18 protein-coding genes are annotated in these 20,586 nt (G+C 35.8%); 17 read left to right on the top strand and 1 reads right to left on the bottom strand.

Annotated features, from left to right (window positions below; genetic code table 11):
* Nucleotides 1-6: 6 nt before the first annotated feature.
* Together pyk and JNUCC74_RS11850 are read left to right on the top strand one after the other, a co-directional pair.
* Nucleotides 7-1,767: a pyruvate kinase gene (pyk, locus tag JNUCC74_RS11855; RefSeq protein ID WP_454065507.1), complete on the top strand. Its 1,761-nt coding sequence runs from the start codon at nucleotides 7-9 to the stop codon at nucleotides 1,765-1,767.
* A 136-nt stretch (nucleotides 1,768-1,903) separates the two neighbouring features.
* Complete coding sequence (locus JNUCC74_RS11850) at nucleotides 1,904-2,293, top strand: FxsA family protein (RefSeq protein WP_077321341.1); 390 nt, start codon at nucleotides 1,904-1,906, stop codon at nucleotides 2,291-2,293.
* A gap of 3 nt (nucleotides 2,294-2,296) precedes the next feature.
* Here the strand turns inward: JNUCC74_RS11850 and ytvI are convergent, their stop codons facing one another.
* Nucleotides 2,297-3,403: a sporulation integral membrane protein YtvI gene (ytvI, locus tag JNUCC74_RS11845; protein ID WP_454065506.1), complete on the bottom strand. Its 1,107-nt coding sequence runs from the start codon at nucleotides 3,401-3,403 to the stop codon at nucleotides 2,297-2,299.
* Between the two features lie 357 nt (nucleotides 3,404-3,760).
* Between ytvI and citZ the strand changes: the two genes are divergently transcribed.
* The 15 genes from citZ (at nucleotide 3,761) to dnaI (ending at nucleotide 20,456) form a co-directional block, all read left to right on the top strand.
* Entirely contained in the window at nucleotides 3,761-4,879 is a 1,119-nt protein-coding gene (gene citZ / locus JNUCC74_RS11840; protein WP_454065505.1) for a citrate synthase, read from the top strand.
* Nucleotides 4,880-5,011: 132 nt separating this feature from the next.
* Nucleotides 5,012-6,283 (top strand): NADP-dependent isocitrate dehydrogenase, encoded by a 1,272-nt coding sequence (icd, locus tag JNUCC74_RS11835; protein WP_454065504.1) that lies wholly within the window; start codon nucleotides 5,012-5,014, stop codon nucleotides 6,281-6,283.
* Nucleotides 6,284-6,461: 178 nt separating this feature from the next.
* Nucleotides 6,462-7,400: a malate dehydrogenase gene (gene mdh, locus JNUCC74_RS11830; protein ID WP_077321337.1), complete on the top strand. Its 939-nt coding sequence runs from the start codon at nucleotides 6,462-6,464 to the stop codon at nucleotides 7,398-7,400.
* A gap of 211 nt (nucleotides 7,401-7,611) precedes the next feature.
* Nucleotides 7,612-8,088 (top strand): MaoC family dehydratase, encoded by a 477-nt coding sequence (locus tag JNUCC74_RS11825; protein ID WP_454065503.1) that lies wholly within the window; start codon nucleotides 7,612-7,614, stop codon nucleotides 8,086-8,088.
* Between the two features lie 187 nt (nucleotides 8,089-8,275).
* A complete protein-coding gene (locus JNUCC74_RS11820) occupies nucleotides 8,276-8,968 on the top strand; it encodes a response regulator transcription factor (RefSeq protein ID WP_454065502.1) in 693 nt (230 codons plus the stop codon).
* Nucleotides 8,968-10,356, top strand: coding sequence for a two-component system histidine kinase PnpS (gene pnpS, locus JNUCC74_RS11815; RefSeq protein WP_454065501.1), 1,389 nt, complete (start codon nucleotides 8,968-8,970; stop codon nucleotides 10,354-10,356). Before JNUCC74_RS11820 ends, pnpS begins: the two co-directional genes overlap by 1 nt.
* Before the next feature lie 306 nt (nucleotides 10,357-10,662).
* Nucleotides 10,663-13,302: a DNA polymerase I gene (gene polA / locus JNUCC74_RS11810; protein WP_454065500.1), complete on the top strand. Its 2,640-nt coding sequence runs from the start codon at nucleotides 10,663-10,665 to the stop codon at nucleotides 13,300-13,302.
* Between the two features lie 12 nt (nucleotides 13,303-13,314).
* Entirely contained in the window at nucleotides 13,315-14,148 is an 834-nt protein-coding gene (gene mutM, locus JNUCC74_RS11805; protein ID WP_454065499.1) for a DNA-formamidopyrimidine glycosylase, read from the top strand.
* 4 nt (nucleotides 14,149-14,152) lie between these two features.
* Nucleotides 14,153-14,755: a dephospho-CoA kinase gene (gene coaE / locus JNUCC74_RS11800; protein ID WP_454065498.1), complete on the top strand. Its 603-nt coding sequence runs from the start codon at nucleotides 14,153-14,155 to the stop codon at nucleotides 14,753-14,755.
* 480 nt (nucleotides 14,756-15,235) lie between these two features.
* Nucleotides 15,236-16,267 (top strand): glyceraldehyde-3-phosphate dehydrogenase, encoded by a 1,032-nt coding sequence (locus tag JNUCC74_RS11795; protein WP_454065497.1) that lies wholly within the window; start codon nucleotides 15,236-15,238, stop codon nucleotides 16,265-16,267.
* Nucleotides 16,268-16,453: 186 nt separating this feature from the next.
* Complete coding sequence (gene speD / locus JNUCC74_RS11790) at nucleotides 16,454-16,831, top strand: adenosylmethionine decarboxylase (protein ID WP_454065496.1); 378 nt, start codon at nucleotides 16,454-16,456, stop codon at nucleotides 16,829-16,831.
* Nucleotides 16,832-17,249: 418 nt separating this feature from the next.
* Nucleotides 17,250-17,642 carry a cytosolic protein gene (locus tag JNUCC74_RS11785; RefSeq protein ID WP_454065495.1) on the top strand — a complete coding sequence of 131 codons (393 nt, stop codon included), beginning with the start codon at nucleotides 17,250-17,252 and terminating at the stop codon, nucleotides 17,640-17,642.
* Nucleotides 17,643-17,669: 27 nt separating this feature from the next.
* Nucleotides 17,670-18,152 (top strand): transcriptional regulator NrdR, encoded by a 483-nt coding sequence (gene nrdR / locus JNUCC74_RS11780; RefSeq protein ID WP_077321328.1) that lies wholly within the window; start codon nucleotides 17,670-17,672, stop codon nucleotides 18,150-18,152.
* 7 nt (nucleotides 18,153-18,159) lie between these two features.
* Nucleotides 18,160-19,506 (top strand): replication initiation and membrane attachment family protein, encoded by a 1,347-nt coding sequence (locus JNUCC74_RS11775; RefSeq protein ID WP_454065494.1) that lies wholly within the window; start codon nucleotides 18,160-18,162, stop codon nucleotides 19,504-19,506.
* Nucleotides 19,507-19,529: 23 nt separating this feature from the next.
* A complete protein-coding gene (gene dnaI, locus JNUCC74_RS11770; RefSeq protein ID WP_454065493.1) occupies nucleotides 19,530-20,456 on the top strand; it encodes a primosomal protein DnaI in 927 nt (308 codons plus the stop codon).
* Nucleotides 20,457-20,586 lie beyond the last annotated feature (130 nt).

The following is a 20,586-nucleotide window of genomic DNA, read 5'->3' as shown; positions in this document are numbered from 1 at the left end:
ACAATAATGAGAAACACAAAAATTGTATGTACGATCGGACCTGCATCAGAATCTATTGAAACCTTGGAGAAGTTAATGGAATGTGGGATGAACGTTGCTCGCCTGAATTTTTCACATGGTAATTATGAAGAACATGCAGCACGAATTGAAAATATACGTAAAGCGGCAGAAAAAACAGGGAAAACTATTGCGATACTTCTAGATACGAAAGGACCAGAAATTCGTACACACGACTTTGTCAATGGACAAGCTGAACTAGTTCAAGGAAATATAGTTTATGTATCAATGAAAGAAGTCGAAGGAACAGCTGAACGTTTTTCGGTTACGTATCCTGGCCTAATTAATGATGTCCATGTCGGCTCTAAAATTCTTCTAGATGATGGATTAATCGAATTAAAGGTTGTTGAAATTGATCAAGCAAAACAAGAAGTGAAAACAATTGCACTGAATACAGGTATCATCAAGAATAAAAAAGGTGTTAACATCCCAAATGTTTCGGTAAACCTGCCTGGAATTACGGAGAAAGACGCTAACGATATTATTTTTGGTATTGAACATGATGTAGATTTCATCGCAGCTTCTTTTGTCAGACGTGCATCGGATGTTTTAGAAATAAAAGAACTCCTTGAAAGACATAATGCAACGCATATTCAAATTATCCCTAAGATTGAAAACCAAGAGGGTGTCGATAATATCGACAGCATTTTAGAAGTAAGTGATGGATTAATGGTTGCCCGTGGTGATCTTGGTGTGGAAATTCCTGCTGAGGATGTACCGCTTGTACAGAAAAAATTTATTGAAAAATGTAATATAGCAGGTAAACCTGTTATTACGGCTACCCAAATGCTTGATTCAATGCAACGTAATCCACGACCCACAAGAGCAGAAGCATCAGATGTAGCGAATGCCATTTTTGACGGAACCGATGCAGTTATGCTATCTGGTGAAACGGCTGCGGGTGATTACCCGGTTGAATCTGTACAAACGATGAGCAATATTGCAATGAAGGCAGAAACTGCTTTAGATCATCAGTCCATTTTACGGGAACGCTCGCGTAATGTAGATATGACGATCACAGATGCAATCAGTCAATCTGTTACACATACAGCAATGAACTTATCGGTAAGTGCAATTATCACGCCGACAGAAAGTGGCCACACGGCAAGAATGATTTCCAAATATCGTCCACATGCTCCAATTCTTGCAGTTACATTTTCTGAGAGAGTAAATCGCCGTCTTTCCTTAGTCTGGGGTGTACATGCAGTTACATGTAAACGTGCGGGCTCTACGGACGAAATGTTGGATATCGCAGTAGAAAGAGGCTTACAATCTGGTATGGTTGAGCGTGGAAACCGCGTTATTATTACCGCTGGTGTACCGGTTGGAGAAAGTGGTACAACGAATTTAATGAAGGTTCATGTCATTGGCGATATCATTGCAAAAGGTCAGGGAATTGGAAGAAAAAGCGCTTTTGGCAGAGCAGTTGTTGTAAAATCAGCGAAGGAAGCAATAGAAAAAGTACAAGAAGGCGATATATTAGTTACTTACGGTACGGAAAAAGAAATGATGCCGGCAATAGAAAAGGCTGCTGGTATTATTACAGAAGAAACTGGGCTTACTTCTCATGCTGCGGTTGTTGGATTAAGTTTAGGAATCCCTGTAATCGTTGGTGTTGAGGATGTATTTGATGTGATTAAAGATGATGAAATTATCACTGTTGATGGTGCGAAAGGCGACATCTATCAAGGGCATACAAGAGTACTTTAATGTTCATATAGAAAAAGAGGGTGTTCCCTCCCCTCTTTTTCTATATCTTCTTTTACAGCAGAGCGTGTACAGTATTTTGCAGGGAAGACAAATTTATACTACTCACTGCTGAATCATATGGAGGTGAAAAAATTCAATGAAATGGTTTTTACTTACGGCATTTATTCTTTCTGCACTCGAAATCGGTCTTTTTATTTGGATTGGTGGAATAATTGGAACTTGGTGGGTTGTGTTATTGATTATATTGACTGGCGCAATTGGCTTTTATTTAGCAAAACAACAAGGAATTGAGATATGGAATCAGGCACAGCTTTCCATTCAGCGTGGAGAAGCACCTACAGGATATATTATTAATGGAATATGTGTGTTAATTGGAGCTGTTTTGTTAGTCACTCCGGGTTTTATTACCGATGCGGTTGGTTTTCTATTAGTTATACCTCCAACTCGGCGAATGTTTAGTAAAAAAATAGAAGCAATAATGAAGTACTTTATAAAAAACCGTACCATCATATATCGAAGATGGTGAGTTTTATCCTTTAATAAATTTCCAAATCTCGTTAAATGTGCCTGCTCGATATAGCGTGTTAATAAAGATAAGCATGATAGGTGCAATTAGAAATCCAATTACTCCCCAAAATTGAATGCCAATAAATAATGTTATTAGTGCTACAAGGGGATGGATACCGATACTAGAAGATAATATTTTTGGCTCAATTAATTGCCTAATAATGATAACAATTCCGTACAAAATCGATAAATTAATCGACATCGAGTAATTTCCAACTATAAAAAGATAAATGATCCATGGCATAAAAATAATACCCGAACCAATATAAGGAAATAAGTCGACAAGAGCAATGTATAATGTAATCGTAAAAGCATGATTTACCTGTAAAATAACTAATCCAATGTATACAAGAATAGCCGAAATCAGCACAAGGATGATTTGGGCTTTTGCATATCCGATAATTGTTTTTTTCAGCTGAACGATCACTTTATGGATTGGCATTTTAAACGTATTCGGAATATGCCTGTGAAAAAATAGTACGATTTTTTTATAGTCAACCGTGATCATAAAGGCTGCTAAAAGAATAAAGATAACGATTGTAATAGAGCTGGGTAAAGATGCAATAATCGTTGGTAACTTAAGAAGCGCCCCTTGTAAAAATGTTGTTGCAGAAGCTGTAAGATTGTTAATAAAGTGCTTTAAGTTTTCGCTAATGGCTGCTTGTTGGCTAGCATTCAATGTTTGAAAATAGGCAGTTAACTTTTGATATATAGGAATGATATTTTGCTCAATGAAATTTGTCAAATAAAGACTGAATGTTTGGAAATGCGTAGGCAATTGTTCTGCTAAAAATAAGGTTCCTTGGATAAATTCAGAAACAAGAATAAATAAAATGCCGCTTAGAAGAAAAAAAAGTACCAGCATGGTTCCTGTTGTTCCTAATAATCTTGGTAATTTTAACCTTTCTTCTAAAAATGTAACAACTGGATGAAGAATAATCGCAATTAAACCGGCAATTGCCAGTGGATATAAATAGCTAAAGCTTATTGTCATAGAGAAACATAACAATGCGATGCTAATAATGATAAGCACCAATCGGACACATTGAAATAGAAGTGGCTTGTACATAATTGAACCCCATTTTATTTAAAATCAAAAACCATTCTCTAATTACTTATGCAACTTATAAACAAAATAGTCTTATAAACTATTGTTTTTAATAAAGATATTCTAGTAATGTGCTGCATCTGTCTAAACTTCCCCAATTCTATACTTGATAATGATTCACCGAAGTTGAAGCTAAAGAAACTCTTTTTTGCAAAATATTTGTGTATCTAGTAAAATCTAAATAGTGAATTGAATCGGTTTCAATTCACATTAGATTCGTAATACTTTATAATTATCATAGGGGGATAAATTTTTATAAGTTTTAAAACATTGTCGAAAGATAGTGTGCTAAATAATTTATAAAGGAGAGGGTTTGTTATGACAGCAACAACGAAAGGGCTTGAAGGAGTTGTAGCAACTCAATCGTCAATTAGTTCCATAATAGATGATCAACTTACGTATGTTGGTTACAAGATTGATGATTTGGCAGAATATTCCAGTTTTGAAGAAGTTATCTACTTACTTTGGAATCAAAAGCTTCCTAACCAAGCTGAATTAGATGGTTTAAAGCAAGAACTTGCTGCAAATATGGAACTTCCAGACGGAATTGTGAAACATTTCCGTTCCTACGATCTTTCAACAGTTCACCCAATGGCAGCTTTACGGACAGCTGTATCATTATTAGGCTTGTATGATGATGAAGCAGAAGTAATGAGTCCAGATGCAAATCAGCGGAAAGCAATCCGTATACAAGCAAAAATAGCATCAATTGTAACGGCTTTCGCGCGCATTCGGAAGGGGCAAGATCCGGTTAAGCCGAAGCAAGATTATAGTTATGCAGAAAATTTTCTTTACATGTTAAATGAAGAAGACCCAAAGGATATTGAAGTTGAAGCCATCAATAAAGCGCTTGTACTTCACGCTGATCATGAACTAAATGCTTCTACTTTTACTGCCAGGGTCTGTGTAGCTACTCTTTCAGATATTTATTCTGGAATTACTGCTGCAATTGGTGCATTGAAAGGGCCGCTACATGGTGGTGCAAATGAACGCGTTATGCAAATGTTGATGGAAATTGGAGAAGAAGAAAATGTAATCCCTTATATTAAAGAAAAATTAGATAATAAAGAAAAGATTATGGGGATGGGGCACCGTGTGTACCGTAATGGAGATCCGCGGGCAAAATTTTTAAAAGAAATGTCAAAGCAATTGACAGAATTAACTGGACAGCCGAAATGGTATAATATGTCTGTAAAAATTGAAGATTACATTAAAGAACATAAAGGGTTACCAGCAAATGTTGATTTTTATTCTGCATCGGTTTATCATAGCTTGGGCATTGATCATGATTTATTTACACCGATTTTTGCAGTTAGTCGAACATCTGGCTGGCTCGCTCATATTTTGGAGCAATATACTGATAACAGATTAATTCGTCCAAGAGCAGATTATACTGGACCAAAATCACCAAAATATATTACTATTGATCAACGATAAAGGATTATTAGTTACTACCTCAACATCAATAGATGGAATCTTGCCAATAATTAGGCAATAAGCAAAGATGTTCAGCAGGACTTATTTTTGCTAAACTATATACAGAAATGACATTAGGAGGTAATGATTGTTATGACAAAGGGAGAAAAAATTATAGTAGAGAATGGACAGTTGAAAGTTCCAAACAAACCAATTATACCTTTTATTGAAGGTGATGGAACGGGACCGGATATTTGGTCAACTGCAAAAAAAGTGATTGAAGCTGCAGTGGAAAAAGCGTATAACGGTACCAAGGAAATTGATTGGCTAGAGGTTTATGCAGGGCAAAAAGCGTATGACAAGACTGGAGAATGGTTACCGCAAGATACGTTGGACAAAATAGATGAGTATAAAATCGCTATTAAAGGACCGCTTACAACACCAATTGGTGGTGGATTTCGTTCCTTAAACGTTGCACTACGCCAAGAATTAGACCTCTTTACATGTCTTCGCCCAGTTCGTTATTTTGATGGAGTACCGTCTCCGGTTAAACGCCCTGAAGATGTAGACATGGTTATCTTCCGTGAAAACACAGAAGATATTTATGCCGGAATTGAGTGGCAAAATGGAACAGATGAAGCGAAAAAAGTGATCAAGTTCTTAAAAGAAGAAATGAATGTAACAAACATTCGCTTTCCAGAAACTTCTGGAATTGGGGTAAAGCCAGTTTCTGAAGAAGGAACGAAACGTCTTGTACGTGCAAGTATTCAATATGCGATTAATGAAGGGCGCAAGAGTGTTACTTTAGTACATAAAGGTAACATCATGAAATTTACAGAAGGCGCATTTAAAATTTGGGGTTATGAGGTTGCCGAGGAAGAATTTGGTGACAAAGTCTTTACTTGGGCAGAGTATGACCGCATTGTTGAAAAGGAAGGAAAGGATGCGGCAAATAAAGCACAAGATGAGGCACTTGCAGCTGGGAAAATTTTGATAAAGGATGCTATCGCTGATATTTTCTTACAACAGATTTTAACACGACCGAAAGAGTTTGATGTTGTTGCTACGATGAATTTAAATGGGGATTATATTTCTGATGCGCTTGCTGCTCAAGTAGGCGGAATTGGAATTGCTCCCGGAGCAAACATTAATTATGATACAGGGCATGCTATTTTTGAAGCTACCCACGGAACTGCACCTAAGTATGCAGGATTAGACAAAGTAAATCCATCCTCTGTGATTCTATCGGCCGTTTTAATGCTTGAACATATAGATTGGAGAGAAGCAGCTGATTTGATAACAACAGCTATGGATAAGACCATTGCTTCAAAGGTGGTTACCTACGATTTTGCTCGATTAATGGAAGGTGCAACGGAAGTGAAATGCTCTGAATTTGGTAATGAACTAATTAAAAATATGGGTTAATATAATAGTAGTTTATAAACAGTATAGGTACTTTATGTTGCCTATACTGTGCTTGTGTTGCTTTTTGCGAAATGTTTATTATTGCGACGCCTGTACTAGTTGATTCCGTACGACGTAGCGTAATCTTTATAGAAGGAATTATACTTACTAGTCTAAAAGAACAAAGGGGATTTTAAAAATGGGGATAAAAAGAAGAAAAATATCAGTAATCGGTTCAGGCTTTACCGGAGCTACAACAGCCTTAATGATAGCGCAAAAGGAATTAGGCGATGTCGTACTTGTTGATATCCCTAATATGGAGGATCCAACGAAAGGAAAGGCATTAGATATGCTTGAGGCAAGTCCTGTACAGGGATTTGACGCTTCTATTATTGGAACGTCCAACTATGAACATACGAAAGATTCTGATCTGGTGATTATTACTGCAGGTATTGCACGAAAGCCCGGAATGAGCCGAGATGACCTAGTTAATACCAATGCTAAAATTATGAAATCTGTAGCTACAGAAATTGTGAAATATTCACCTGACACATATATTGTTGTACTCACAAATCCTGTTGATGCTATGACTTATACTGTTTTTAAAGAAACAGGCCTCCCAAAAGAACGTGTCATTGGTCAATCTGGTGTATTAGATACAGCAAGATTCTGTACGTTTGTTGCGCAAGAATTAAATGTATCTGTTAAGGATGTTACTGGTTTCGTATTAGGGGGCCATGGAGATGATATGGTTCCACTCATTCGTTATTCCTATGCTGGAGGCGTTCCACTAGAAAAATTGATTTCAAAAGAACGTTTAGATGCAATTGTTGAACGTACGAGAAAAGGTGGCGGAGAAATTGTCGGCTTATTAGGAAATGGTAGTGCATACTATGCCCCGGCTGCATCACTTACAGTAATGGCAGAGACAATTTTAAAAGATCAGCGCCGCATACTTCCGGCAATTGCGTACTTAGAAGGTGAATATGGCTATTCGGATATTTATCTTGGTGTACCAACAATTTTAGGTGGTAACGGTATAGAAAAAATTATCGAATTAGATCTAACGGAAGAAGAAAAGGTCGCTTTGAATAAATCTGCTGATTCTGTAAAAAAAGTATTAGAGGTGCTAAAATAATTAATCTAACAAAAGGCTTTTATCTACTTTTTGTAGGTAAAGGCTTTTTATCTTAAAAAGCTTTTTTCAAATGAGGTGCTGTATAAAAGAAAATGAAAAGATGAGAGTTGCTCCTGTAAATACTTGACAGACTCAGTTTTGTTTTATCATTGGCAATAATGTGAATTTTTGATATAATAGAAAGCATTTACATTAATGGGGAGGGCTCAGAATGATAGGAAAGAGAAGACCTTTAGGTAAAGAATTGAAAGATATTCAGATTGGTGATAACTATAGTGAAACGAAAAAAGTGGTGGATCGAGATCTATTATTATATTTAGGTTTAACGAATGATGCTAATCCTTTATACCTTCAGCATGATTATGCTTCATTAACCCCATATAAAAGACCAATCGTACCAGCCGTCATGCTGTTTGGAATGGTTTCCTCCCTCGTATCGATGCATTTGCCTGGTCCTGGTAGTCATATTACACACCATGAGATCATTTTCACAAAACCAGTGTACCACAATACAGAAGTTTATTTTACATTAGAGGTCATTGCAATTGATGATGCAAATCAGCGTATTGCGATGACTGTTACCGGTAAAGATGAAAAAGGAGATAAGGTGATTACTGGAAAGCTTTATGTTATTCCTGCGAGTCGACCAAATACATTGACTGCACAATCTTTAGAAAACTTTTTTTAATTCAATTTATGTATGTGATTGTTTATTTACTCATATATATGGAATATATTATATTTTACCATCCCAAACCACTGATCTTGTGTAAAAATAAATTTACAAACTCTTATCGTATTCACTTTCAATGCGATTCATTGTAAGATGGAGGTGGAACCTATTAACTACTAGTGATTAGAAACGGGGACTGGATATGAACGAGAAAATTTTAATTGTAGATGACGAGAAGTCAATTGTAACTTTACTGAAGTTCAATATTGAAAAGGCAGGTTTTATTACCGATGTAGCTTATGATGGTTCTCAAGCTGTGCAAAAAGCAGAGAGCAACAGTTATGATTTGATTGTTTTAGATCTGATGCTCCCTGAAATGGACGGCATGGATGTTTGTAGGTATTTACGTAATAATCAAATAAATACACCGATTCTCATGCTTACAGCTAAGGATGAGGAATTTGATAAAGTGCTTGGGTTGGAACTTGGAGCCGATGATTATTTAACGAAACCATTTAGTCCAAAAGAGGTTATTGCTAGAATAAAGGCAATCTTACGACGGTCTAAGCGAGTAGAAAAATCAAATTTTTCGTATATTCAGGTTGGCAACATAACCATATTTCCTGAAAGATATGAAGCGGAAATGAATGGAAAAGTGATTACATTTACAAGGAAAGAGTTTGAATTACTTTATTATTTAGCAAAAAATAAAGGGAAGGTCATTTCTAGAGATCAACTGCTTAGTGGAGTTTGGGACTATGATTTTGTTGGTGATACACGTATTGTAGATGTGCACATTTCTCATTTACGCGATAAAATTGAACCAGATTCTAAAAAACCTGTTTATATTAAAACAGTTCGAGGTCTGGGGTATAAATTGGAGGACCCTAGTTAATGCGATTTTTGTTTGAAAAACCAATATTCGGTTACACTATAGGAATTCTGCTTGTAGTGTCTTTAACCGGTATTTTATTAAGTATATTAGTAGGTGAATATTTAGTAATTGCTGCAGTATTAATTATTCAATTTATCATTTTAGTATTATTTTTGTTGCACTTATACGAAACATTCATTAAGCCGGTAAAAAAAGCAACAAAAACAATTGATGAAATTGTAAAAGGTAATTATCGTGCAAGATTTCATCATCCAGCAAACAATAGTATTGGTCAATTAAGTACAAAAATTAATGCGCTTGCTCGTAATTTAAATGAACTGACCATACAAGAACAAATGAAATCAGAGCAATTATCAACCATTGTTGAAAATACGGAGAGCGGCCTTGTTCTAATCGATGCTAAAGGATATATTCACTTTGCTAATCGCAAATTTTTAGCTATGTTTGATCAAACACCGAATGAGGTTCAAGGACATCTTTATTATGATGTTCTCCATAATGAGGTCATTCATGAAACAGTACAGCTAACCTTCCTTTATGAACGCAATATAAAAGAAGAATTTACCCATTATAAGGGTCTCGATAAATATTATATTGAGATAGTAGGAGCACCTATATTTGATGATCGAAACTTACTAAAAGGTGCAGTACTCGTACTTTATGATATTACAGAGTTGAAAAAATTGGAATTAATGCGGAAAGACTTTGTAGCTAATGTTTCCCATGAGCTAAAAACTCCAATTACTTCGATTAAAGGATTTGCTGAAACGTTATTAGACGATCCAATGAAGGATCTGGAAAAAAATAAAGAGTTTTTGGAGATTATCTATAAAGAAAGCCATCGATTACAACTATTAATTGAGGATTTATTGATTTTATCGCGGTTAGAAAAGGAAAACCTTCAACTTGTCCTTACCACCTTTTCAGTAAATGAGATTGTTCAAGAAGTAATGCCGATTATAGAACAAAGGGTGCAGAATAAACAGCTCACATTTAATAAACAAATCGAACCGGATCTGCAATTAACAGCAGATAAAGAAAAAGTAAAACAAATTATTATTAATTTAATTGATAATGCTGTAAATTACACTCCAGAAAAGGGAAGTATTTCTTTAAAAATCAATGAAGTTAATGATTATGTATGTATACAAGTAGAGGATACTGGAATAGGTATTGAAAAGGATGCTATCCCACGCATATTTGAACGGTTTTATCGAGTAGATAAAGCGAGAAGCCGGAATACAGGAGGAACGGGGCTAGGTTTGGCTATCGTTAAACATATTGTTGAAGTTCATGATGGTGAGATTAATATTGAAAGTGAAGTAAATAAGGGAACCGCAATAACGGTATGTTTACCGATAAATAAAAAAAATAAAAAACATTCCTGAGCAGGGATGTTTTTTATTTTTTTGAAGAGCTATCCGTTTGAAAGTAATATTACCAAGTTTATTTATTCAGCGGCTAGCAAATAGCTTATAGGAATCAGCAGTTAGTCACTTAAGCAAGTGGTACTAACAGGTACTATGCTATTTTTTATTTGCAATATTTTCTAATAGTCAATCGCTTTGACGAAGCTGCACGTGGTTACAGCAATATTTGTAAGGATTTCAGCCTTCGTACCAACACTGTTGTTTCACTTTATGTAGCTAGAATGATAAAATATGCTTAATGATGAAATTATCGGAGGCGAAATCATGGGCAATAAACTGGTTTTAATTGATGGAAATAGTATAATTTATCGGGCATTTTTTGCACTGCCGCTTTTAAATAACGATAAAGGCATTTATACAAATGCTGTATATGGATTTACGACGATGTTATTAAGAATGATGGAGGAAGAAAAACCAACACATATGCTTGTTGCTTTTGATGCCGGCAAAACAACATTCAGGCATGAAACGTATAAAGAATATAAAGGTGGAAGGCAAAAAACGCCACCGGAACTATCAGAACAGTTTCCATTGCTAAAAGAAGTATTAGATGCATTTCAGATTGCCCACTATGAACTGGATAACTATGAAGCGGATGATATTATTGGAACATTATCCAAACAAGTAGAAGAAGATGGCTGGGATGTGACGGTTATTTCTGGAGATAAAGATTTACTCCAATTAGTATCAGACAAGGTAACTGTAACTTTAACGAAAAAAGGTATAAGTGAGGTGGAACGATACACTCCAGATTATTTAAAAGGGAAAATGGAAATCAGCGAAAAACAAATCATTGATTTAAAGGCATTGATGGGTGATAGCTCGGATAATATTCCTGGTGTACCTGGGGTTGGTGAAAAAACGGCTATTAAGCTCTTAAAGCAATTTCACTCATTAGAAAAGGTCTATGAAAATCTGAATCAAGTTAGTGGAAAAAAATTAAAAGAAAAGTTAGCAAACCACAAAGATGAGGCGTTTATGAGTAAACAGCTTGTAACAATTAAGCGTGATACTCCTATTACGATTCAACCTGATGATATTAAGTATGATGGTTATCAGCAAAGCGAGGTAAGTTCGATTTTTAGGGAGCTGGGCTTTAAGTCTTTGTTACATCGAATTGAAGGGAAAGAAGATGAGGATACCACTACAGTTAATGAGCAATCTGCAATTGATTTTACGGTACTTAAAGAGATAAACGACGATTTATTTACTGGTGAAGAAGCTTTAATTGTAGAAATGATAGAAGAAAATTATCACCAAGCATCGATTGAGGGCTTCTCCATTGTTAATTCTAATCATGCTTACTTTATACCAACAGAAGTAGCCTTAGAATCAAATATATTTAAAAATTGGCTAGAGGCTGAAGATCAACAAAAAATCGTTTTTGATGCCAAGAAAACACTCGTATCGCTATTACGAAATGACATTCATATTAAAGGCATTATCTTTGATATGTTGCTTGCTTCTTACTTATTGAATCCTTCTGAAAATAATCATGATATACCTGCAATTGGGCATCGGATGGGGCATACAGATTGTCTATTTGATGAAGAAGTGTATGGAAAAGGGGCAAAGCAGCACGTCCCAGAACAATCAGTTCTTGCTGATCATGTCGTTAGAAAAGCATTGACTTTATATAATTTAAAAGAGAAAATGAAAAGTCAGTTGCAGGAAAATGAACAATATGAACTCTTTACGGAGCTGGAAATGCCGCTAGCTTTAATTCTTGGGGAAATGGAGCATACAGGTGTCCGTGTTGATGAAAGTCGCTTAGAAGAAATGCGAATAGATTTAAAAGAACGGTTAGCTGAACTGGAACAAGAAGTACACGAATTAGCTGGTGAAGAATTTAACTTAAACTCACCTAAGCAATTAGGCACGATCCTCTTTGATAAATTAGGTCTTCCTGTTATAAAGAAAACGAAAACAGGCTATTCAACGGCTGCTGATGTCTTAGAGCAGTTACAGGATGAGCATAAAATTATTCCAAAGCTATTACTATATCGCCAGCTAGGAAAATTGCAATCGACATATATTGAAGGGTTATTAAAGGTTGTCAATAAGGACACTGGCAAAATTCATACCCGCTTTAATCAAGCTTTAACACAAACCGGGCGTTTAAGCTCGATCGATCCTAATTTGCAAAATATCCCTATCCGTTTAGAAGAAGGTAGGAAAATCCGTCAAGCTTTTATCCCTGAACAAGAGGGATGGCTCATGTTTGCTGCCGATTATTCGCAAATTGAGCTGCGGGTGTTAGCACATATTGCCAATGATGAAAAATTAATCAGCGCATTTCAACATGATTTGGATATTCATACCCAGACAGCGATGGATGTTTTTCATGTCGATAAAGAAGCAGTTACTTCAAATATGCGAAGACAAGCTAAAGCAGTAAACTTTGGAATTGTATACGGGATTAGCGATTACGGTCTGTCACAAAATTTAGGAATTACCAGAAAAGAAGCAAAGCAGTTTATTGATCGCTATTTTGCAAGTTATCCTGGTGTCAAAGCGTACATGGAAGAGATCGTTCAAGAAGCAAAACATAAAGGATATGTCAGCACGTTGATGAAGCGAAGAAGATATTTACCAGACATTACAAGCAGGAATTTTAATAAAAGAAGTTTTGCAGAGCGAACTGCAATGAACACGCCAATACAGGGAAGTGCTGCAGACATTATTAAAAAAGCGATGATTGATTTAGATCATAAGTTAAAAGAAGTGAAGCTAAAAGCTAGAATGCTTTTGCAAGTACATGATGAATTAATCATGGAGGCACCGAAGTCAGAAATCGACAAATTAATTAAAATAGTACCAGCTGTTATGGAAAATGCGGTTAATCTCAATGTACCTTTAAAGGTAGATTATGCCTATGGTGACAGCTGGTTTGATGCAAAGTAAGGAGCTAGGGAGATGCCGGAATTACCAGAAGTAGAAACAATTCGAAATACGTTAAAGCAGTTTGTAATGAATAAGACGATTGAGCAAGTAGAGGTTTACTGGCCAAAAATTATTAAAAGACCAGATGATGTGGAGCAATTTAAATCAGAAATAAGTGGTCAAACCATTTTAGATATTGAACGTAAAGGTAAATTTTTATTATTTCAGCTAAATGACTATGTACTTGTATCCCATTTACGTATGGAAGGAAAATACAGCGTAACTCCAAAAGAAGAACCAGTTAAAAAGCATACACATGTTATATTTAAGCTAACCAATGGTGAAGAATTACGCTATAATGATGTGCGGAAATTTGGTACGATGCATTTGTTTTATAAAGGAGAGGAAATGGAGCATAAACCGTTATGCTTATTAGGCCCTGACCCATTCGATTCGGAGTTTACAGACGATTATTTTATAAAAAAATTAAAAAAGACACAGCGTGTTATTAAATCGGCTTTGTTAGATCAAACAGTTGTTGCTGGTTTAGGTAATATTTATGTAGATGAAACACTATTTCGATCAGGTATACATCCGTTAAGACAGGCAAATAAATTAACACATAAGGAAATAAAAGGAATTCGTAAACAGGCCATTGCAACAATGGAACAAGCTGTATTACAAGGAGGAACAACCATTCGCTCTTATGTCAACGGTCAAGGCGAGATGGGGATGTTTCAGCAGGAATTGTATGTGTACGGACAAGAAGGGGAAAACTGTAAGATGTGTGGAAGTCCAATCGCTAAAATGAAAGTCGGTGGGCGCGGTACACATGTTTGTACCAATTGCCAACCGCTAAAGAGGTGAGATGATGTCAATGATTATCGGTTTAACTGGAAGTATCGCAACGGGAAAAAGTACCGTCTCCCTTATGTTTGAGGATTTTAATATTCCTGTAATTGATGCCGATAAGGTCGCAAGGGAAGTAGTTAAACCAGGTGAGTTAGCTTACAAACAAATCGTTGATCAATTCGGCCAGCAAATTTTGCGAGCAGATAAAACATTAAATCGACAAATGCTTGGTGAAATAGTATTCGCTGATGAAGCGAAACGAGATCAATTAAATAAAATTGTTCATCCTGCAGTGAGAGAAAAAATGATCGAAAAAAGAGATGCTTATCTCCAGGCTAAAGCGCCATGTGTCGTTTTAGATATTCCGCTTTTGTTTGAAAATAATCTAACACATCTCATCGATAAGACGATTGTTGTTTATGCAGATGAGGATGTGCAGCTTCAAAGATTAATGGAGCGAAATGAGTATACCGAACAAGAAGCCATTCAACGTATGCAAGCACAAATGCCAGTGAAAGAAAAAGCGAAAAAGGCAGATGCTGTAATCGATAATAATGGCTCTAAATATAAAACCTATAAGCAATTGGAAAAAATATTAATGTCCTGGAGTGTTATTACGTAGTTCCATATCCAACATAAGATCTATGAACCTAAGGAGACTAATCACATAAGGAAAATTTAGTGAAGCAATGTCTTAACTTCTGTAAATAGGATAAGACATATAGCATAGTTTAACAAGAGTAAGCGGTCTTAAATAAGCGGGCCGCTTTTTTATTGCTTCGGATAACTTTTTGAAAAGTAGCATCGTAGCTCATGCACACAAGCTGTAGCAAACTTTGTTCTTCTTCCTATGATAAGGCAACATTGGTTTTTCATTTTACTAGTTTTCTTGCTGGAATTAGTAGTCTAATGAGGAACGGGATAGAGGGGAGAGTAAACTCAAGGCCTATTGTCATTTTCAAGTAACAACAGGAAAGTTTTAATAGTTAGAAAACTGAAACATAAAGTAAAACTTAAAATAAGGGTCACACACAATCGTTAATATGTTATACTAATTAGTAAATAAGCAGAAAAAGTATAACTCATAGTGGGAGGAAGACAAATGAGGAAAACTCGGGTTGCAATAAATGGTTTTGGGCGAATTGGAAGAATGGTGTTTCGGCAGGCTATTGATGATGAGCAATTGGATATAGTAGCTATTAATGCTAGTTATCCTGCTGAAACATTAGCCCACTTAATTAAATATGATAGTGTACATGGTATTTTTAATAAAGAAGTGAAACCGCTTCATCATGGAATTATGGTTGATAATAAAAAAGTAAAGCTCGTTAATTCTCGAGTTCCTGAACAGTTGCCTTGGGAAGAACTAGAAATTGATGTAGTTATCGAAGCAACTGGTAAGTTCAAAACAAAGGAGAGTGCAGGAGCACATATTCGTGCTGGAGCAAAAAAGGTAATTATTACAGCGCCAGGTAAAGAAGTAGACTGCACCATTGTTATGGGTGTCAATGAACAATCTTATGACCCCGATAAGCACCAAGTTATTTCTAACGCTTCATGTACAACTAATTGCCTTGCTCCGGTAGTAAAAATTATTGATGAACATTTTACAGTTAAGAATGGTCTTATGACGACCGTACATGCTTTTACAAACGATCAAAAAAATATTGATAATCCACATAAAGATTTAAGACGAGCTAGAAGCTGTACTCAATCTATCATTCCTACTTCAACAGGAGCAGCGAAGGCGTTAGGTGAAGTGTTACCACACCTAAATGGAAAGCTGCATGGGATGGCTTTACGTGTTCCAACACCCAATGTCTCCCTTGTTGACCTTGTAGTAGATGTGGAAGAAACAGTTACTGCCAAACAAGTAAATGACATCTTTATGAAGGCTGCTGAAGCTGAGTACAAGGGGATTGTTTATTATAGCGATGCACCTTTAGTATCCATCGATTACACGACGACGGATTATTCAGCAATTATTGACGGATTGTCAACGATCGTAATGGAAGATCATAAATTGAAAGTGCTTGCCTGGTATGATAATGAATGGGGCTATTCCGCACGAGTTATGGATCTAGTAAAATATGTCGGACATTATATGCACCAAAAGCATGTTCAAATTAGCTAGAATGAAAAGAGAATAGTTTAGAACATTGCCAAACAAAATGAATTGCAAATGACGGTCAGACAGTTTATACTTTTCGTTGTATCATTGTTTAAATTATTTTTCTGTTTTAAGGGGTAAGCTGATCAATAAACTTCCCTCCATTGACAGGATAAAGGCAGTAATTAATATGCCATAAGGGTGAAAAAAATGGATACAATGGGAAGACATGTCATTGCTGAACTTTGGCAATGTAATGTAAACAAATTAAATAATATCGATATACTAGAGCAGGTTTTTGTGGAAGCTGCCCTAAAATCAGGTGCAGAAATTCGTGAAGTAACCTTTCATAAATTCGCGCCTATTGGTATAAGTGGTGTTGTGATTATTTCTGAATCCCATCTAACTGTGCATAGCTTTCCTGAGCATGGTTATGCCAGCATAGATGTTTATACATGCGGAAATATAATCGATCCCCATAAAGCTGTACAATATATTATTACCATGCTTGAGGCGAACCGTGTTGAAAAGCTTGAAATACCGCGGGGAGTAGGAGTTCTTAGGATTAAACAATTTCAAAATTTATAATTGTAAGCACATAAAATAAACATGGGTTGGTAGGCGAATACGTCTGTCAGCCCATGTTGTCTTTTTATTATCTAGGACAATTATATTCATTTTTACATAGTAGATATTTTTTGATAGTAGCTTTATCCCGCATGTAAGGTGCCGTAAAACTCCCACTTCAAGATCCCTGAGTTCATACAAAAGGGGCTAAGTGGGGGAAAACGGCACCTAAATACCCGATTCGTTCAACTAACATTCAGTAGGAGATGGAAGAAAACTCCTACTGAATGAAGTTTCACTTTATTCGTCTAGCCATCTGCATCAAAGTCTTGTTGTCAGCTAAGATTTCAATAAAGATAGAATCATAGAGGTTTTCTGTAAAACATGTTAAAATAGGAATACTATACACAGGAATAAACTTGCACCGAGGTGGCAAAAAATGGAATTTCGCAATAGGATTTCCAAATATCTTAACAATCATGCTGAAACTCAGGATAATCATTGGGATTCAACGTTACGTACCCATTATTATAAAACAACAAAAGAAAAAGCAATGCGTGCAATTGAGGGGATTCTTGGTCGATCAGAAACATACGAATTACATTCCATTTCTGAAGAGCATGGAGAAATAAGTGTAAAAGTTAAAAAAAGAAGACAAGCGTTTATCATCGTAACGATCATTATGGTGAGACCTTTTCAAACTGCAGTGGACTTTTCGGTTACAACAGAGACTGCACTTCCGTTTGATTTTGGTTATAGCACAAAAATTATTCAACGGCTTTACAAAGAAATTAATCATGTATTACCATTAATTACGAAACAAACTAGGTAACGGTAAAAATGAGGAGTGGGCAGAACGATGAGATGTTCAAATTGCCATAACAAAAGTACAAAAGTATTGGACTCGAGACCAATTGAAGAAGGACAAGCAATTCGCAGACGCAGAGAATGTGAGCATTGTGGCTTTCGATTTACGACTTTTGAGCGGATTGAAGCTGTTCCTTTAATCGTTGTAAAAAAAGATGGAGCGAGGCAGGAATTTAGTCGTGACAAGTTAATACGTGGATTAATAAAGGCTTGTGAAAAGCGTCCGGTTCCATTAGAAACCATTGAAGAAATAGCTTTAAATGTAGAGAAGGATCTGCGAAATGAAGGAATTTCAGAAGTGAATAGTAAAGAGGTAGGCGAACGGGTGATGGATCGTCTGTCAGAAGTTGATGAAGTTGCCTACGTAAGGTTTGCTTCTGTTTATCGTCAATTTAAAGATATCAATGTTTTTCTCGATGAATTAAAAGAGATCATTGATAGTGATAAAAAGAATGAATCAGATGGAAAGGAATAGATTCAACATGAATAGGATCGGCAAGATATTACCTGTCGAAGGCTATTTTGTAGTAGTCCAAGAATCGTTACCAATGGATTATGCAAAGTCGTTAACGCATCTGTACCAACCATTAATTGGTTTAAATGCGACCATCCTATATCAAACATTACTGCATGAACGAGACATCCTGGGTGATAAACCAACTCCTCAAACTCATCATACGCTTATGAATTATTTGAATCTTCCTTTAGACGAGATATATACTGCCAGACTAAAACTCGAAGGAATAGGTTTGCTTAAAACTTATCAAATGGATAACGAAGCAAACCGGGTTTTTACTTATGTATTACTGCCTGTCTATTCGCCGGAACGATTTTTTCAAGATCCAATGTTATCTCAGCTTTTATATCATCATATTGGTCCTGATAAATATGATCGATTAAAGCAACATTTTTTACCAGTGGCAGATGAGAAATACGGTATAAATATAACTGCTTCCTTTCAGGATGTGTTTGAAACAATTACTTCTGATTTTCAACCGCATGTAAAAGAGCAATCATTGGATCGAATGCCTGATATAAAAGGTATAGATTTTGCACCAATCGAGCAAAGTTTAAAACAGCGCATGATCCCAGAGAAAAAAGTGCTAACGGGCTATAACCGTAAACTGATTTCCCAAATGATGTTTTTATATGATTTAGCTACATACGAAGTGGAAAAAGCAGTTATTTGGGCGTTAACAGAAGATAATAGCTTAAATATAGAAGAGTTTAAAGCAGCTTGCTATGACTTATTTCAATCCAAATATAAAGGAAGTCATGTTCGACTGATTGATAAGACAGAAAAAGTTAGCCCAACATCTACGGAACAGAAAACGCCAAAAACAAAAGAAGAAAAGCTTATTCAACATTTTGAAACGATTTCTCCAAAACAGCTATTGGAAGATTTATCAGGCGGTCATCAAGCTTCGGAACAAGACTTACGCTTAGTGGGGGAGGTTATGACATCTCAAGGACTGCCAACCCCGGTTATGAATGTATTAATTCACTATGTTTTATTGCAAACAAATATGAAGCTAACTAAAAACTATCTTTCAAAAATTGCAAGTCATTGGTCAAGAGCGAATTTAAAAACAGCAAAAGAAGCAATGGACTTTGCTAAACAAGAAGTAAAAAATAATCAAAAAGCAAAAAATACTGGAAATAACTATAGTAGCAGACAATCAAAAGAGGTAATACCAGACTGGTTTAAAGAACAGAAGCAACGGCAAAAACAAGAAGCAGTAGCTACATATGAAGAACAAGTGGATGAAGTACAAGAGCAAAAAGAAATAGCAGCGCTCTTAAAGCAGTATTCTAGTAATGATAAATAATAGCAATTTCAAGGATGATGGATATGAAACCGGTACGATCGACATTGCAAAAGTGGATGAGAGAAAATAAAAACTTTCAGGAACATTATACGAAAATCAAACAGGAAATCCTGAATGATCCGGAGATTAAAGCTTTTTTGGCTAAACATCCACAACTGACCAAAAAAGAAATTGATAAAAATATAATCAAATTATATGAATTTAAATCGCAAGTAAAGCAATGCGATAAATGCACGAGCTTAGATAAATGCATGAATATGATCCCGGGCTATTCACCAGTTTTACATGTCGAAGGGAAAGAAATCCGTTTATCTTATAAAAAGTGCTTTCAACGCATTGATTATGAAAAGCAGTTAGAACAGCAGCGGTTAGTTCAAAGTTTATATATGCCAAAACAAATATTAGAAGCTAAGATTGATTATATTGATGCTGATCCAAAGCGGAGTAAAGCAGTACGGGAAATTTTGAAATTCATTGAAGGTTGTAAGCAAAATATACCACAAAAGGGACTATATTTATATGGCCCGTTTGGCGTTGGAAAAACATATTTTCTAGGCGCATTGGCAAATAAGTTAAAGGAAATGTATATCTCCTCATCACTTATTTATATGCCTGAATTTGTACGAGAGATGAAAGCTTCCATGAAAGACGATTCGTTAAATACAAAGCTGGACTATTTTAAAAAGGCAGATGTATTAATGCTCGATGATATTGGTGCAGAAATGCAGTCATCATGGTTTCGGGATGAAATTTTAGGATCTCTGTTGCAATTTCGTATGATGGAAGGTTTACCAGTCTTTTTTACCTCCAATTACAGTATGGAGGAATTAGAATCACATTTGTCGCTTACGAAAACCGGTGTTGAAAAAGTAAAAGCTGGGCGAGTGATTGAACGTATCAAACAAGTTAGTCAGCCAATTCCTGTATTTTCCGAGAATCGGCGTACGTAATTTTTTACTTATATACAAACCAGCTCTAGTAAAAGGGATGGTTTAATGACAGACTTGTGCAGGATTGCATCTAAGTATCTGGTAAATGAATTATTCAAGACAATTGATTTTCTGAGTAGATGACACATAT

Source organism: Cerasibacillus sp. JNUCC 74, assembly GCF_053667775.1.
Note: the sequence above shows the minus strand (reverse complement) of the source record. Positions and strands in the feature narration are given on the sequence as shown.

Bases quoted from the DNA above. Each gene is read 5' to 3' on its own strand.
- pyk (WP_454065507.1), top strand. From the start codon at position 7: ATGAGAAACACAAAAATTGTATGTACGATCGGACCTGCATCAGAATCT.
- JNUCC74_RS11850 (WP_077321341.1), top strand. From the start codon at position 1,904: ATGAAATGGTTTTTACTTACGGCATTTATTCTTTCTGCACTCGAAATC.
- ytvI (WP_454065506.1), bottom strand. From the start codon at position 3,403: ATGTACAAGCCACTTCTATTTCAATGTGTCCGATTGGTGCTTATCATT.
- citZ (WP_454065505.1), top strand. From the start codon at position 3,761: ATGACAGCAACAACGAAAGGGCTTGAAGGAGTTGTAGCAACTCAATCG.
- icd (WP_454065504.1), top strand. From the start codon at position 5,012: ATGACAAAGGGAGAAAAAATTATAGTAGAGAATGGACAGTTGAAAGTT.
- mdh (WP_077321337.1), top strand. From the start codon at position 6,462: ATGGGGATAAAAAGAAGAAAAATATCAGTAATCGGTTCAGGCTTTACC.
- JNUCC74_RS11825 (WP_454065503.1), top strand. From the start codon at position 7,612: ATGATAGGAAAGAGAAGACCTTTAGGTAAAGAATTGAAAGATATTCAG.
- JNUCC74_RS11820 (WP_454065502.1), top strand. From the start codon at position 8,276: ATGAACGAGAAAATTTTAATTGTAGATGACGAGAAGTCAATTGTAACT.
- pnpS (WP_454065501.1), top strand. From the start codon at position 8,968: ATGCGATTTTTGTTTGAAAAACCAATATTCGGTTACACTATAGGAATT.
- polA (WP_454065500.1), top strand. From the start codon at position 10,663: ATGGGCAATAAACTGGTTTTAATTGATGGAAATAGTATAATTTATCGG.
- mutM (WP_454065499.1), top strand. From the start codon at position 13,315: ATGCCGGAATTACCAGAAGTAGAAACAATTCGAAATACGTTAAAGCAG.
- coaE (WP_454065498.1), top strand. From the start codon at position 14,153: ATGTCAATGATTATCGGTTTAACTGGAAGTATCGCAACGGGAAAAAGT.
- JNUCC74_RS11795 (WP_454065497.1), top strand. From the start codon at position 15,236: ATGAGGAAAACTCGGGTTGCAATAAATGGTTTTGGGCGAATTGGAAGA.
- speD (WP_454065496.1), top strand. From the start codon at position 16,454: ATGGATACAATGGGAAGACATGTCATTGCTGAACTTTGGCAATGTAAT.
- JNUCC74_RS11785 (WP_454065495.1), top strand. From the start codon at position 17,250: ATGGAATTTCGCAATAGGATTTCCAAATATCTTAACAATCATGCTGAA.
- nrdR (WP_077321328.1), top strand. From the start codon at position 17,670: ATGAGATGTTCAAATTGCCATAACAAAAGTACAAAAGTATTGGACTCG.
- JNUCC74_RS11775 (WP_454065494.1), top strand. From the start codon at position 18,160: ATGAATAGGATCGGCAAGATATTACCTGTCGAAGGCTATTTTGTAGTA.
- dnaI (WP_454065493.1), top strand. From the start codon at position 19,530: ATGAAACCGGTACGATCGACATTGCAAAAGTGGATGAGAGAAAATAAA.